This is a genomic window from Chitinophaga sp. 10T418, from assembly GCF_056394125.1.
This window is the reverse complement of sequence record NZ_JBFTHG010000022.1, coordinates 66599-83084: the sequence shown is the minus strand read 5'-3', so window position 1 is coordinate 83084 and position 16486 is coordinate 66599. Positions and strand designations below refer to the sequence as shown.

Below are 16486 nucleotides of genomic sequence, written 5' to 3'. Positions count from 1 at the left end.
ATCAATGGTTAACCTTTTTAGGAAAGCTTTTCACTGCCTGCAAAGGCGGATGAGAAACATTTGTCAACCAAAAACCAATCTAAGGTATGAAAATTAATGTTGATCGCAACCGGCATGGGTATGTCCTGTCATTGGTTGGTTCACTTGTTCAAGGAAGGTCCCCTCAACCAGGGACTAATTATGTAACCAAAATCTGGCGAGTAATGAGAATGACCGCAGTTTTATTAACGGTGCTGGCTTTACACGTTTGTGCCAGCGGAGTTTCACAAACGGTCACTGTTTCCTGCAAGGATATGCCGCTACAGCAGTTATTCAGTGTGATTAAACAGCAAACCGGTTACGTCTTTTTTTACCGTAGCAAAGATTTGTCAGATGTGAGCCCGGTCTCGGCAGAGATCAGGGAGGTACCACTGAAGGTAGCATTAGGAAAACTGCTACAAGGCAAACCACTGAGTTTCGATGTGGAAGGAAATACGATTGTTATTTCCAGGAAAACAACCACTGGACCGGAACGTAACAGTAATGATGAAGCGGCGCCGCCGGAGGATATCCGCGGTAAAATAGTGGATACAAAAGGTCATCCGCTGCCGGGCGTAACGGTGCGGGTAAAAGGGAGCAATATTGCTACCATCACTGATCAGGCGGGCTTCTTTTTACTCCGCAATGCGGGCACCCGTCCTGTATTAATCATCACCTGTGTAGGCTTTGAATCACAGAACGTCAGCACGGGTGGTAAGCTCTCCATAGAAGTGGAGCTGACGGCAAAAGTTGATGACCTGAACCAATACGTGGTAGTGGGTTACGGCAGCACTAAAAGAAAGGACCTTACCGGCTCAGTGGCCTCCGTGAATGTAGACGAGGTAAAGAATGTACCTTTTACCAGCATCGACCAGGCGCTCTCCGGTAAAGCGGCAGGCGTACAGGTAACCCAGTCGGATGGCTCTCCGGGCGGTGTAGCCAAAATCCGTATCCGGGGCGGTACCTCCCTGCTGGGCGGCAACGACCCACTCTACATCATTGATGGGGTACAGGTAACCATACAGAACAGGTATATACAGAACCAGGCAGAAGTGGTGAATCCAATAGAAAGGGCCGGTAGCGATGACCCCAACAATGGCGTAAGTGGTTCTTTCTCCAGGGGACTGAATAGCCTGGCAGGTTTGAATATCAACGATATTGAAAGCATCGATATCCTGAAAGATGCCTCCGCTACTGCGATCTACGGGTCCAAAGCGGCCAACGGTGTGATCATCATCACCACCAAAAAAGGAAAACTGAATCAGAAACCAGTGCTGGAAGCAAATTATTATGCTGGGGTGAGTACGCCGATTAAAGAAAAACTGCTCAATGCTACTGACTATATTTCGCTGTTAAAGGAAGCAGCAAAAAACCTGAACGATGCAAGAGCTGCAGCGGGGGATCCTGCCAGCACCAAAGCCAACAATATCCTGAATAATCCGGCCAGTCTGGGTTCGGCCAACACCGACTGGTTAGGCCTGGTGTTACGCAATGCCAGCTCACAAAATGCAGATATCTCTGTTCGTGGTGGTGGCTCAGGCTCCCGTTACTATACTTCTCTGGCCTATAACAAACAGAATGGGGTGGTGCTGGGAACTGATTTCTCCCGTATTTCCGGTAAGATCAGCCTGGATAATGAAATCACGAGCCGCTTCCGTGTTATCACCAACCTCGATTACGGATTCACTAAAAATAACATCACCAACGGTGTTTATCCTGCCGCATTTTTTGCCCCGCCTACTTTGCCGGCACGCAATCCGGACGGTTCCTATTATCGCTTCCTGGGCTCCCAGATAGGGGGCTATGATTACCAGGGTAATCAAAATCCGCTGATCCTGCTGGACGGCATCAACGAAGGAAAAACATCTTCCCTCCTGGGATCCCTGTCTGGTGATTATGATGTGCTGAAAGACCTGAAATTCCGGTCTACCATCTCTGTAAACTATAACAATTATCATCAGTTGAATTATGTTCCCAGTAGCGCTGTTATCGCCTCTCCAAGTGGGGTAGACGATTCCAATGGTGGTACGGCTGCACAGGCGCAAACGGAGGACGTGAACCTGTTTTTTGAAAATACCCTCACCTGGGATAAACAGTTTAATGAAAACAACCGGCTGAATTTACTGGGTGGTACTTCCTGGCAGAAATACCGTTACAATTCCTTTTCCGCCAGTGGGCAGGGCTTTCCCGATGATAAATATCTCAACAACCTCTCCTCCGCTGCTATTACTTTACCAGGATCAGGTACTTCTGGTCAGAACTCCCTGTTGAGCTTTTATATGCGCGCCAATTACGCCCTGAAGGAAAGATACCTGCTCACTTTTACCGGCCGTTCAGATGCATCTTCTAAATTCCCCTCCAGTAACCGGGTAGGTTATTTCCCTTCCGGTGGTGCTGCATGGCGTATTTCAGAAGAGCCGTTTATGAAAAAGGTAACCTGGGTAAATGAACTGAAACTGAGGGTCAGCGCAGGTTACACCGGTACGCAGAACTTTGGTGATAATCTTTACTACACTTTATATACACCCGGTTCCTATGGTGGTGTAAATGCACTGATACCTACTCAGCTGGGTAATGATAAAATCAAGTGGGAATCTACCTTGCAGAAAGATCTTGGTCTGGACTTTGAAATGTTTGGTTCCCGTTTACGTGGCGTGTTCGGATATTATGAGAAAAATACCACGGGCTTATTAATGGCTACACAGCTGGCTCCCAGCTCTTCTTACAATAACGTGATCTCCAATTTTGCCACCATCAATAATAAAGGATTGGAACTGGATCTGCGGATGGATTTTATTAAACATAAAAAATTCCAATGGACAGGTGCCATCAATGTTTCCGGTAACAAGAGTAAGGTAACAGATATCAACGGTGACTTTACCAATGCAGGGACGGTTGCTTCCTATATCCAGGGTAACACCATCGTAAGGAAGGGAGAGCCACTGGGCCTTTTCTACGGGTATAAAATGAAAGGAATCATCCAGAACGAAAAGGAACTGGAAGCATATAAAAAAGAATTTACTTTAGCCCGGTACTTTGCTCCTTACCTGGGTATCGGCGATCCGATGTATGAAATAGGGGATGATGGCTTCTTCAAAAGTGATGTCATCGGTAAATCCCAGCCTACATTTTTTGGCGGGTTTACGAACACCTTTACCTTTAAAAATTTCAGTCTGATTACGCTGCTGACTTTCTCCCAGGGAGGACAATTGCTATACCTGACAGATATTCAGAATAAGTATTTCGATAGCTACGCTAACAGAGGCGTAAAGATCAAAGAGCGCTGGACGCCGGAGCATCCGAGCAATGACCGCCCCCGACTGATATTGGGCGAAAATTCTACAGGTCCTTCCAGCAACGATATATACGATGGCTCCTATATCAAATTAAAATCCATTACACTCACTTATCAGCTTCCGGCGAAAGTAGCTTCCTCACTCCATATCAGGGATGCATCCATGTATGCCTCTGCCACCAACCTGTTTACGATCAGCAAATATCCGGGTCCCGATCCGGAGGTAAGTAACAATCCTTACAGCCTGATCAACGGCAGCAGCGATGTAAGCACTTTCCCCACCACGAAGCAATATAATATCGGTCTCCGTTTTGGATTTTAAAACAACAAAAAAGATTTTATGAAAAGGATCATATATGTAATGTTCGGTGCGGTATTGATAGCAGGTGTGGCCTGCAAAAAGGAGTTGGGAAAACTGCCTGAAAATGCCAAAGTGGATGGTAATACCATCCTGGATCAACGCACGTCTGAAATAGCTTTGAATGGCGTTTACTACCGTTTTGCAAATGTGCAGGCGGAAAATAATGTAACGAGTTGGATGGAGCATGAAGTCCCACCCGCCGTATTTGCGGGATATATGGGATACGGATATGGTGCAGACGGTGCTGAAATTAACAACTACAATAATTCCTTTTTTGCTGACATATACTGGACAACTTCCTATCAGTTAATCAATGCCGCCAATGGGGTAATCAAAGGCGTTACTGTATTGGATGATAAGGGATTTACCGGCGACAGGAAAAAACAAATCCTCGCAGAAGCACGATTCCTGCGTGCTTACGCGCATTTTAAGTTGTTGAGCTATTTCGGACAATGGTTTGATCTGAATAGTCCCCTTGGCGCTTTGCTGCGGGATGAATTTGTAACAGTGGGAGAGATCTCCAAAGCACGTAGTTCAGTGAAAGACAGTTATACTTCCATCCTCTCGGATCTGGATGATGCCATTGCCAATGCGCCTGCGCAAAGTCAGCCGATTTATGCTACCCGCTGGGCCGCAATGGCACTGAAGATGCGCGTGCTGATGAGTCATGGTCAGCCGGCAGATTACCCGGCGGTAACTGCGCTGGCCGACAGTATTATTCTGAACAGCAAATACACCCTGGAGCCTCAAATGAAGGATCTCTTTTACGTGAAAGGATTAACCAGTCCGGAAGTAATATTGGGCATAAAATCACAGCAAAATCAGGAAAGCTATTATTATGTTCTCAGCAAGCAGTACTGGCCAGGTGCATCTTCCCTCTATGTAGCTAAAAAAGCGTTGAAAGACCTGCTGGCAAATGATCCACGTGGCGCCTGGATGATAGGTACCGCCAACCGCTATGCGGATGATACCTACTATTTCCTGAAGTATATTCAGGAGGGAAATAAACCTACAGCGCTGACGGAAACCGCTTATTCCATCCGTTTATCAGAGGTATACCTGCTGAAAGCGGAAGCCATTGTGCGTGCCGGTGGTAGCTTAGCCGCGGCCCGTGATATCCTCAAAAATATTATGGGACATGCCGGCGTAACCAACTTTGCGGCAGTAGACAATGCCGTTAGCGTAAACGATGTATTAAAGCAATTGTATCTCGAAACCTCCAGGAACCTGGTAGGAGAAGATGGACAGGAATGGATGGCCTTACTACGGCTTCCGTCTGCACTGATCCAGGAACTGCGGCCCACTGCTAATGATAAGGTCAAATATATTCTGCCGATTCCGCATCAGGAGTTCCTGAACAACCCGGCTATCGGGCCACAAAATCCAGGTTACCAAAAATAATTAACACCTTAAAAATTCAGTATGAAGATCCACACAAAAACCATGTTTGCCGCACTGCTGCTCACCGCCGCCTGCAGTCAGCCCAAGGCACCTGCGGCCAGCATTACGGCAGCCATAACGGGCCTGAAAGACTCCGTTGTGTACATTTCCATACCGGTCGGTGATTCTGCTAAAACAGATACCGTTCCGGTGAAGGATGGGAAGTTCACCTGGACCGGTACCATAGCGGAACCGCAAAAGATTTATATCGGCACAACCACCCGCTACCTGGAACTGTTCATGGAAAATACCGCTGTACAGATAAATGGAAATATCGATTCCATCAGCCATTTACAGATCACCGGTTCCGCTTCTCAGGATGCTTATAAAGCATACGGAAACTCCATTGCAGATATCTCTGCACAGGAAGATACCCTCTATTCAAAATATGATGAAGTAAAAGGTAATGATACCGCCGAAGCCGCACTGGAAGCAAAGATCGAAGCCCTGCGTTTACAAAGAAGAGCGAGATCCAAAGCATATATCAAAGCACATCCGGAAAGTGTAGTGAGTGTAGATCTGGTGTCAGGCATGGCGATCATGGGCGAATATGCACCGGTAGACAGTGTCTTCCAATTGCTGTCGCCTGCTGCCCAACAAACAGCTGTTGGCAAAAGGCTGGCTGCCCGTTTAGCCATCCTGAAAAAGAGCGCTATTGGCCAGCCTATGATAGATTTTACCCAGGGAGATGTAGATGGTAAGCCCGTGCGTTTATCCGATTTTAAAGGCAAATATGTGCTGCTCGATTTCTGGGCCAGCTGGTGTGGCCCTTGTCGCGCAGAAAATCCGAACGTGCTGAAAGCATATAATAAATTCAAAGACAAAAACTTCACCGTCCTCGGCGTGTCTCTCGATGATAAAGCAGACAAATGGAAAGAAGCGATTGCTAAGGACGGCATGCCATGGATGCAGGTATCCGATCTGAAAGGCTTCCGTAACGAGGTAGCGCAACAATACGGGATCCAGGCAATTCCCTGTTCTTTCCTCATAGATCCGCAGGGAATTATTATCGCGAAAGAATTAAGAGGTACGAAACTGCATACACAACTCGCTGAAATATTAAAATAGAAAACCCACAAACAGGTATGAAAAAAACAATCGTACTGCTGGCCGCGATACTCACTACCGCCGCAGCACAGGCACAACAGAATACCACCATTACCGCCACCATCAAAAACCTGCCGGCAGGTGAATGGGTGTACTGGCGCTCACAGGGCGATGATGACCGCCGCGACTCCGTGCAAACCACCGCCGGCGGCTTCACCATCAAAACAAATATCAAGACCGGGGAAGCCGATTTCTACGTGATCCGGATCGGGAAATCTTATGACGACTATAGCATGACCTTCTATTACCTGGATAAAGGTAACATCACCATTAAAGGCGATGGACCCATGTTTAAAGACGCCGTGTTTGCCGGGCCGCAATTCATAAAAGACAACAACGAATACATCGCCATGCTGAAACAGGCGCCCGGTTTAAAAGGACAGGCAGACCTCTACAAACAGGCCAATAAATTGTACGCGGAAAAAGATTCTGCAGGTCTTGCTGCGTTGGAGCCCGAAATGAAACGAATGCGCGGGGAAAACGAAAACCTCACCAAACAATGGGTGCTTCAACATCCTCAATCCGGGATCAGCGCATCCTTGTTATCGCAACTGAGCGACCTGCCACCCGATGAAAAAGAACGCATCTTCAATAAACTGTCGCCCGCCGCAAAAGAAAACGGCCCGGCGAAACGACTGGGCCACAGTATCCGCGTAAATAAGCTCACGGGCATCGGCAGTATGGCGCTCGATTTTACCCAGAATGATACCCTCGGGAAACCCATTTCCCTGAAGAGTTTCCGCGGAAAATATGTGCTGGTTGATTTCTGGGCTAGCTGGTGTCATCCGTGCAGGGATGAAAACCCGAATGTAGTGGCAGCGTTTAATAAATACAACAGTAAGAATTTCACGGTGCTCAGCGTATCGCTCGATCAGCCCAACGGCAAGGAAAAGTGGCTCAACGCTATCCACCAGGATGGCCTCACCTGGACACACGTGTCAGACCTGAAATTCTGGAACAATGCCGTTGCCAAACAGTATGATATCCGCAGCATCCCCAGCAACCTGCTGATTGATCCATCCGGAAAGATCATCGCAAAAGATCTGCATGGCGATGAACTCGAAAAGAAGCTGGCAGAAGTTTTATAATCATCTTACTAAAAAAATAATTATATGAAATATATGCTCATCGCCCTTCCCTTCATTGCTTTACAGTTGGGAGCCCAGGCACAAACAAAAGCGTCATTTACCCTTGCAGGAGAGATCAAAGGTTTACCCAACCGCTACGTTTATCTCAGCTATGCAGAGGGTGCAGATAAATACCGGACAGACAGTGTCATGTCCAAAAATGGCAAGTTCACTTTTCATGGTGAACTGGTGCAGCCCGTGGAAGGCAGAATGTACCTGGATCCTAAAGCAGCCATGTATGGAGAAGGAGATATGACTGCCTTCTTCATGGAAGCAGCCACCATGCAGTTGAAATCTGCTAATGGCCACTTAAAAGAAGCAAAGCTCACTGGTTCCAAATCGCAGGTGGACCAGGATAAGCTTACCGCTGCCAGAGCGCCGGTACAGAAAAAGCTACAGCCTTTGTCTGATGAGTTTAAAAAGCTGAACAAGGAATACATCGCTGCGATGAAGGGAAAAAAGCCGGAAGCCACGCTGGAATCCTATAAAACAAAGCTCGATAAGATAAAAGATCAGATGGAGCCCTACTACGATGAAATGGGAAAAGTAGATAAGACCTTCATGGAGCAGTATCCTGATTCTTATGTATCGGCTCAGTTGCTCCGCTACCGTGTAAGCAGCATGCCTTTGCAGGAAGGAGAAGCTTTTTATGCGAAGATGTCGCCTGCCATGCAGCAAAGCCGTGATGGTCTCGAAATCAAAAAAGAACTGGACGGACTACGTGCAGGCTCTCCCGGTAGTCCCGCGCACGAATTCACCAAAACCGATATCGAAGGTAAAACCCTTAACCTGGCCGATTTTAAAGGTAAATATGTGATGCTGGATTTCTGGGCCAGCTGGTGTGGTCCCTGCCGCAAAGGCAATCCACATCTGAAAGAACTGTATGGTAAATACAGCGCCAAAGGCTTTGAAATCATCGGCGTATCTGATGATGATTCCAATAACGAAGCCTGGAAAAAGGCCGTGAATCAGGATGGTATTGGTATCTGGCGGCATGTACTCCGTGGCCTCGACTGGAGCAAGCGGGAAAAGAACCTGCCCAATCCCGAAGATGTAAGCGATTATTATGGCATTCATTCGCTGCCTACCAAAATACTGATCGATCCGCAGGGTATGATCATTGGCCGCTATGGCGGTGGTGGTGAGGATGATGAAGCGATGAATAAGAAGTTGAAAGAGATTTTCGGTTCGTAAGGACTGGAAATAATGGTTCGGTGTCCCCGCGGCTTTTGCCGTGGGGATTTTTTTTATGTAAAGGTGTTATTAAGGCGTTTTGTTAACGCTAAAGAAGTATGCTGTTATCAGTTTTATGCTTAAATTACTATCGTACATCTATCATCAAATTATGACACCCGAAGAATATCAATGGCATGTAAACCTGGTAAAGCAGCGGTATGGTGCTTATAACCTGTCTTATGAGCAGGCGGAACAAGTGTATCGTTATGAAGAAGATAAAAGTGCTCACTCAGAGGAACATTTTTTTTCTGCCTGGGAAGAATTGGATTTTGAGCTGGCAACGTTTAAAGAAATACTACAAGGTGAAGTGCTGGCACTTTTCCTGAGCCATCATCAGGCGCGGGTACAGGAAATGGAAAGGCAGATGAGAGAAGGTGATGACGGCGAGTGGCAGATGAAAAATCTGAAATATGCAAGCGAAATTTCCAGGTATTACAAAGAGGTTTTTATTCCTTCGCTTTGGAAAAACGCAGATGCCAGAACCTTTCAGCGTTTTATGTTCATGGATGAAGACAAGATAATTTATCTTAAAGCGCAATACCGGAAATATCTGGCAGCTAGACGGAAAGAAATTCTTGTGAGTCACTATCGGCATAACAAAACACTGCGGCCAAATGAGCTAAAACAGCAATTGCTGCACCATAGTAATGCTATCGTATGGCCCGACTATTATAAGTTTTATCGCAAGGCAGATGTACCCACGAAAAGTGTGGGAGATTTTCTGTACAAACATGTAACCTACCGGCAAGAGCGTATGAATGAATTTATTAAACGGAGTATGGAAGAAAGCAAGCGTTTTTTTAATGATCTTTTTAAACAGTACTTCGGAGACGCCCGTGGTTGGCACGTGATATCATCCAATCTTTCGGAGGAAGAAGAAATAGGGAACTTTCGTATGAACCTATTATTACTGGATCCGCCGGAGAATCCATTCGATGATCCCCTACCGGAGCAGTAATAGCCACCGCCGTTGTTAACTCCTTTGAAGCTTTCCTTCCCCAAACTTCAAAATTGCTATAAATTTACATGCCACCTTACACCCAGGTATGTTTTTATGAAAGTATTGATTGTAGAAGATAACAAGGAACTAGCCAGCGGTATCTCGGATTACCTCAACGGTGAAAAGTACATCTGTGAGCTGGCTTATACCTTCGAAACAGCGAGGGAAAAGCTTACGTTATTCACGTACGACTGTATCCTGCTGGATATTATGCTCCCGGACGGCAACGGCCTGGAACTACTTAAATATATCCGACAGGAGAACATCAACAGCGGCATTCTGATCATTTCGGCCAAAGATGCGCTGGATGACAAGGTCAACGGGCTGGAAGGCGGGGCAGACGATTATGTGACCAAACCTTTCCACCTGCCGGAGCTGCATGCCCGGCTCAGGGCTATTTACCGACGTAAAAAGCTGGAAGGGATTAACAATAACATCGTCACTTTCAATGAAATAGTACTCAATACGGATACGGTAGAAGCCACCGTTAATGATATCCTGTTGGATGTTACCCGCAAGGAATTTGACTTGTTGTTGTATTTTGTGGTAAATAAAAACCGCGTACTTTCGAAGCAGTCAATTGCCGCCCACCTCTGGGGAGATTATACAGATAATCTGGCTAATTTTGACTTCGTTTACCAGCATGTAAAAAACCTGAGGAAGAAGATCAGTGCAGTAGAAGGGACAGATTACATTGAAACGGTATATGGCTTAGGCTATAAGTTTAATACATCCAAAACATGAAGCTACTCAACAAAATAACGCTCTGGTTCATCGGTATTGTGTTCCTGGTAACGCCCATTACCATGGTCATCTCCCGGAACAATATCAAAAAACACCTGGATCAGGCGGAAGTAGAGCGCATGAAGGCCGTCAACGACCGGGTGGCACAGCAACTCCGGGCAGGAGAGAAGCCCGACCATTATACCCATGGCAGACCTATTGAAATCAGCCTGCTGCCAGGCGCCCTGCCCGAAGAAAAGGTGACCGTAACAAAGGATAACTATGTGGCGGAAGACCTGGGTCACAAAGAATGTCGCATTACCGTGAACTCCTACTACGAAATAGGGGCACAGCATTATAAGATATCTTCCTTCAACTATGTGATCAAGTCAGAAGAAATCTTCAGAGGTATGCTGGGCACGGTAGTATGGAAAATGCTGCTGATGATTGCGGCAGTATCTATCACCGCCAGGTTTCTTTCGCGGAAGATCTTTTCTTCTTTGCGCCGTACCATGAAAGCCATTCACAGCTTCGATCTGAAGCAGAAAAATAAATTGCAGCTGCCACAAACCAGCACTACTGAATTCAAAGAACTCAATGCATTCCTCACCAAAATGACAGATAAGGCCATGGAAGATTATGCAGCAGTGAAAGAGTTCAGTGAAAATGCGTCGCATGAACTACAAACGCCGCTGGCTGTCATCCGCAGTAAAATAGAACTGTTGTCGGAAACAAATATTGATAGCATACAAGCCGCGCTGATAGGGGATATGCAGAATGCCATTGAAAAGCTTTCTCATATTAACCGCTCGCTGATCCTGCTGACCAAACTGGAAAATCAGGAGTTCAAAGCAACAGAAAGTCTGAAGTTTTGCCGCGTAACCAAAGATGTGATGGCCACTTATGAAGACTGGATCATTATGCGGGAAATCAGGCTCACCACTAACCTGGATAAGAATGTGCCGCTCAACATTCACCCGGCCCTGGCGGAGATGCTGATCAACAACCTGTTGAGCAATGCGATCCGGCATAACCGCGATGGTGGCCAGATCCATATAACACTCACACACCGCGAATTCTGTATCAGCAATACGGGACTACCTCCACAGAGTCCTACCTGCGAATTGTTTCAACGATTTAAGAAAAGCAATCAGAGCAATGATAGTATTGGTCTGGGGTTGGCCATCGTAAAACAGATCTGTGAAGTAAATGGTTATGCCATAGATTATACCTATGCAGAGGGGTGGCACAACATCCACGTATACTTTTTTAAAGAGGATCAGCCAATTGTGATGAACGGCGAAGCCTTGACTACAGCGGATATGCTGACAGATTAGTCACATCTCTCCCAAAAAAAATCACAATTTTGAATTTCCTTCAAAGTTACTTCAAAATGATGGAGTCATTTTGCGTATGAATATCCTTCAGGGTATTTCAACCGTAAAATCTATTTATTCATGTGGAGTAAGAAATATTTGCTGTTGGCTGTTGTAGCGGTGTTTGCCGGCTATCATGTAAAGGCCCAACAGATCTTTACCCTTAAACAGGCCATTGATACTGCCATCGCCAACTATGGAACTATCAAAGCCAAAGCCAGCTATACAGCTGCTTCCCGGGAACAGGTATCCCAGGCACGCCGCGATTACCTGCCCAATTTTAACGTGGCAGCTCAACAGGACTATGGTACCGTCAACGGCCAAAACGGGCCATTATACGGCTTCGGAGGCTTAAGTGTGGCCTCCTCCGGATTACCACTCGATCATCAGAACTGGAACGCCTCCTTTGGCTCATTATACCTTACTAATATCAACTGGGATTTCTTTGCCTTCGGAAGAGCAAAGGAAAAGGTGAAAACAGCATTAGCGGCCGCTACACAGAACGATAAAGACTGGCAACAAGAGATTTTTAAGCACAAAATTAAAGTAGCGGCCACTTATTTAAACCTTGTAGCGGCACAACAGCTCACCCGCTCCTACCAGGAAAACCTGCAACGTGCAGACACCATCCGCAGAGTAGTAGTGACCCGTGTAAAGAACGGACTCATTGCCGGCGTGGACTCCTCACAGGCAAACGCAGAATACTCCAGCGCTAAAATTGCGCTGACAAAAGCAATAGATTTTGAGCAGGAACAAAGTAATCAGCTGGCGCAACTCATGGGCGTGGCGCCACAATCCTTTGTGGTGGATACGTCTTATATGACCCGTATTCCAACGCTTCCTGACCAAACCTTTAACCCTGAAAATCATCCGCTGCTGCAATGGTATAAAAGCCGTATTGCATTAAGTGATGAGCAGACGAAGTACGCCAAAACCCTTTATTACCCGGCATTTACGCTGGTAGGTGTATTGCAGACCAGGGGCTCCGGTTTTGGTTACGGCTATGCTGCCGATCAGAGTGATTTTACCCATAACTACTGGGATGGCGTGAAACCTACCCGTACCAACTATCTCCTGGGTGTGGGCGTTACCTGGAATATTACACAACCTTTCCGGATCTCCCGGCAGGTCAGGTCACAAAAGCTGATCAGCCAGGGATTACAGTATGAATACGACCTCGCCGGTCAGCAGATCAGGGCGCAACTGAGTCTTTCCGATACCAAAATAAAGAATGCACTGGATAATTACCTCGAAGTGCCGGTACAGGTGAAAGCCGCTTCAGACGCGTATGTACAGAAGTCAGTACTCTATAAAAACGGATTGACAAACCTGGTAGATGTAACCCAGGCGCTGTATGCACTGATCAGAGCAGAAACAGACAGAGATATTGCTTATAGCAATGTATGGCAGGCTTTATTGCTGAAAGCTGCAGCAGTAGGAGATTTTAGCATATTTGAGAACTAGCTTTTCGTTAAACGGACGCCATTGATGGCTTTATTTATCAACACTTCATTACCATGAACTTAATCAGTTTCGCATTAAAAAAACCTATTACTATCCTGGTGCTGGTTGCCGGCCTGTTCTTTTTCGGGGTAAAAGCGGTGAGTACGATTAAGATAGACATCTTCCCGAAGCTGGACATGCCTGTGATCTACGTATCCCATCCTTTTGGAGGATATACCCCCAAGCAGATGGAGTCTTTCTTCGCAAAACAATATATCAACATATTCCTGTTTGTAAACGGTGTTAAAAGCATAGAAACAAAGAATATCCAGGGGCTTACCCTGATGAAGATCAACTTTTATCCGGGTACCAACATGGCCCAGGCAGCAGCAGAAGTGAGCGCCTTTTCCAACAGGATTCAGGCAATCTTTCCACCTGGTTCCAATCCGCCATTTGTGATCCGTTTCGATGCCTCTACCTTACCGGTAGGGCAGTTGGTACTGAGCAGCAATAAGCGGAGTAATAATGAATTGCTGGATATGGCCAATGTGTATGTGCGTTCTTCCTTCACGTCCATTCCGGGGTTGATAGGTTCCACTCCCTTTGGTGGTAACATGCGTACCGTGGTGATCAAGGCTGATCCCGAGCTGCTCCGCCAACATAATATGACGGCAGATCAACTGGTGGAAGCGATGCGGTTAAATAACCAGACAGCTCCTTCAGGTAATGTGCGTATTGGCGACAACAATTATATCACGCCTTCCAATACCACTATCCGCACAGTAAAGGATTTTGAAAATATTCCATTATTTAAGGGAGATGTACAAAATCTCTATCTGCGCGACGTGGCTACCGTAGAAGATGGCGCTGATGTTACCGCGGGCTATGCCCTGGTTAATGGCCGTCGCTCGGTATACCTGAGTATCGCCAAAAGTGCCGATGCCTCTACCTGGGAAGTGGTGCAGAACCTGAAAAAGGCGTTGCCTAAAATGAAGGCGCAGTTACCGGAGGATGTGAACCTGACGTATGAATTTGATCAGTCTACCTACGTTATCAACTCCGTAAAAAGCCTGTTAACGGAAGGTACGATCGGCGCTATTCTGACGGGATTGATGGTATTGCTTTTCCTGGGTGATCCAAGGGGGGCGATGATCGTTATCCTCACCATCCCTACTTCCATTATTTCAGCCGTACTTTTCCTCAGCCTGTTCGGGCAAACCATCAATATCATGACGCTGAGCGGGCTGGCGCTGGCCATTGGTATCCTGGTAGATGAGAGTACGGTAACCATAGAAAATATTCACCAGCATCTGGACATGGGCAAACCCAAGGCACTGGCCATCTGGGATGCCTGTCAGGAAATTGCTTTCCCGAAACTACTCATCCTTTTCTGTATCCTCGCCGTGTTTGCACCGGCGTTTACAATGGGTGGCATCCCCGGCTCCCTGTTCCTGCCACTGGCGCTGGCCATTGGTTTCAGTATGATCATTTCCTATTTCCTTGCACAGACTTTTGTGCCTATCATGGCCAATTGGGTGATGAAAGGAAAGCACCATAAAAAAGAAGATGGCAGCAACATGTCTGATGCAGAAGAATTCGCTGCATCCGGTCTTGCCGGCACGGGAGAACATGATACCTGGGAGCAGAAAAAAATGCTGGTAGAGCGCGCAGACAGCAACCGGGATGGCAAAATCAGCCGCTTCGAGAAATTGCGTAACCGCTACCTGCGGTTTATCAATAGGATGATGCCTTATCGCAAACCGATCGTTATTGCTTACCTGGTGATTGTTTGCGGCATCGTGGTATTGCTGCTTTCCGGCATCGGTCGCGATGTACTGCCGAAAGTAAATGGCAGCCAGTTCCAGGTAAGGATGAGGGTGCCGGATGGTACACGTATTGAACGCACAGAACAACAAACGATTAAATTGCTGGATGGCATCAACCAGATTGTGGGAAAAGAGAATGTATCTATTACTTCTGCTTACATCGGGATGCACCCACAGTTGTTTTCTACCGCGCCTATCTTCCTTTGGATGGCAGGTCCGCACGAATCAGTATTGCAGGTTTCCCTGGCCGAGCATTATAAAACCAATCTCGAGGAATTGAAAGATAAGATCAGGGAAAAAGCAAAGTCTATTGATCCGCAGATGAAGCTTTCCTTTGAACCGATAGAGCTGACAGATAAGATCCTGAGCCAGGGTTCACCAACACCTGTAGAGGTAAGGTTTGCCGGCCGTGATAGAAAGCTGAGTGAAAAATATGCACAGGAACTGGTGGACCAGCTGAAAAAAGTGCCTTACCTGAGGGATGTACAAATCGGACAATCTATTAAGTATCCGGCCATCAATATAAATATAGACCGTATCCGGGCCGCACAGCTGGGCGTGGATGTGAGCGATGTTTCGCGTTCACTCACTGCTTCCACTTCGTCTTCCCGGTTAACGGAAAAAAATATATGGGTAGATGAAAAAGCAGGCCTGAGCTATAACGTACAGGTGCAGGTACCGGAAAGTAAGATGAACAGTAAAGACCAGATTGGAGAAATCCCATTGCTGAAAAATGCCTCCCGGCCTTTACTGAGTGATGTAGCTACTTTATCAACAGATACTACTTATGGTGAAGTAGATAACCTCGGTGCGATGCCTACGATGACGGTGACCGCCAATCTGAATAATATAGATCTGGGTACTGCCTCCGCAGGTGTGAAGAAGGCGATAGCAGCACTGGGTCCGTTGCCCCGTGGACTGAACGTGGAAATGATTGGTTTGAGCAACACACTCACTGATACACTCGACAGTTTACAGAGTGGGTTGATTGTAGCGATTGTAGTGATCTTCCTGATGCTGGCGGCCAACTTCCAGTCGTTTAAAGTATCTGCGATTGTACTGGCAACAGTACCGGCGGTATTACTCGGCTCTCTGGCGCTCCTGATGCTTTGCCGGTCTACGCTTAACCTGCAATCGTACATGGGTATGATCATGTCGGTAGGGGTGTCCATCTCCAATGCGGTGTTACTGATCACGAATGCAGAACAACTGAGGAAGCATAATGGCAATTCATTGGTATCTGCTACAGAGGCCGCGGCGCTGCGTTTGCGTCCTATCGTAATGACAGCCCTGGCAATGGTGGTGGGTATGATTCCAATGGCCAGCGGACTGGGTGAAGCCGGTGATCAGTCTTCTCCTTTGGGAAGAGCGGTGATTGGAGGCCTGGTAGCATCTACCTTCGCGGCATTGTTTATATTACCTTTAGCGTTCGCCTGGGGACAGGGTAAAGCGGGTACACAAAGCATATCGCTGCATCCGAGAGATGAAGAAAGTACACACTATATTCCTTCAGACGAAAAAGCATAACCATCAT

Annotated in this window: 10 protein-coding genes; all 10 read left to right on the top strand. The window is 46.8% G+C overall.

Translation table 11 applies throughout. The features are described 5' to 3' along the window. The first annotated feature begins 203 nt into the window (after positions 1-203). Positions 204-3635 carry a TonB-dependent receptor gene (locus AC1DCV_RS34695; RefSeq protein ID WP_477027488.1) on the top strand — a complete coding sequence of 1144 codons (3432 nt, stop codon included), beginning with the start codon at positions 204-206 and terminating at the stop codon, positions 3633-3635. Between the two features lie 18 nt (positions 3636-3653). Then, positions 3654-5075, top strand: a complete 1422-nt coding sequence (locus AC1DCV_RS34690; RefSeq protein ID WP_477027487.1) for a RagB/SusD family nutrient uptake outer membrane protein — start codon at positions 3654-3656, stop codon at positions 5073-5075. 21 nt (positions 5076-5096) lie between these two features. Further along, complete coding sequence (locus AC1DCV_RS34685; RefSeq protein WP_477027486.1) at positions 5097-6182, top strand: redoxin domain-containing protein; 1086 nt, start codon at positions 5097-5099, stop codon at positions 6180-6182. A gap of 17 nt (positions 6183-6199) precedes the next feature. Next, entirely contained in the window at positions 6200-7309 is a 1110-nt protein-coding gene (locus AC1DCV_RS34680; protein ID WP_477027485.1) for a redoxin domain-containing protein, read from the top strand. Positions 7310-7333: 24 nt separating this feature from the next. Further along, entirely contained in the window at positions 7334-8542 is a 1209-nt protein-coding gene (locus AC1DCV_RS34675) for a redoxin domain-containing protein (RefSeq protein ID WP_477027484.1), read from the top strand. Positions 8543-8693: 151 nt separating this feature from the next. Then, complete coding sequence (locus tag AC1DCV_RS34670) at positions 8694-9542, top strand: hypothetical protein (RefSeq protein WP_477027483.1); 849 nt, start codon at positions 8694-8696, stop codon at positions 9540-9542. Positions 9543-9638: 96 nt separating this feature from the next. After that, complete coding sequence (locus AC1DCV_RS34665) at positions 9639-10328, top strand: response regulator transcription factor (RefSeq protein ID WP_477027482.1); 690 nt, start codon at positions 9639-9641, stop codon at positions 10326-10328. Continuing rightward, positions 10325-11644 carry a sensor histidine kinase gene (locus tag AC1DCV_RS34660; protein WP_477027481.1) on the top strand — a complete coding sequence of 440 codons (1320 nt, stop codon included), beginning with the start codon at positions 10325-10327 and terminating at the stop codon, positions 11642-11644. The genes AC1DCV_RS34665 and AC1DCV_RS34660 overlap by 4 nt, the downstream gene beginning before the upstream one ends. 120 nt (positions 11645-11764) lie before the next feature. Next, positions 11765-13147 carry a TolC family protein gene (locus tag AC1DCV_RS34655; protein ID WP_477027480.1) on the top strand — a complete coding sequence of 461 codons (1383 nt, stop codon included), beginning with the start codon at positions 11765-11767 and terminating at the stop codon, positions 13145-13147. Between the two features lie 53 nt (positions 13148-13200). After that, entirely contained in the window at positions 13201-16479 is a 3279-nt protein-coding gene (locus AC1DCV_RS34650; RefSeq protein WP_477027479.1) for an efflux RND transporter permease subunit, read from the top strand. Positions 16480-16486: the final 7 nt, after the last annotated feature.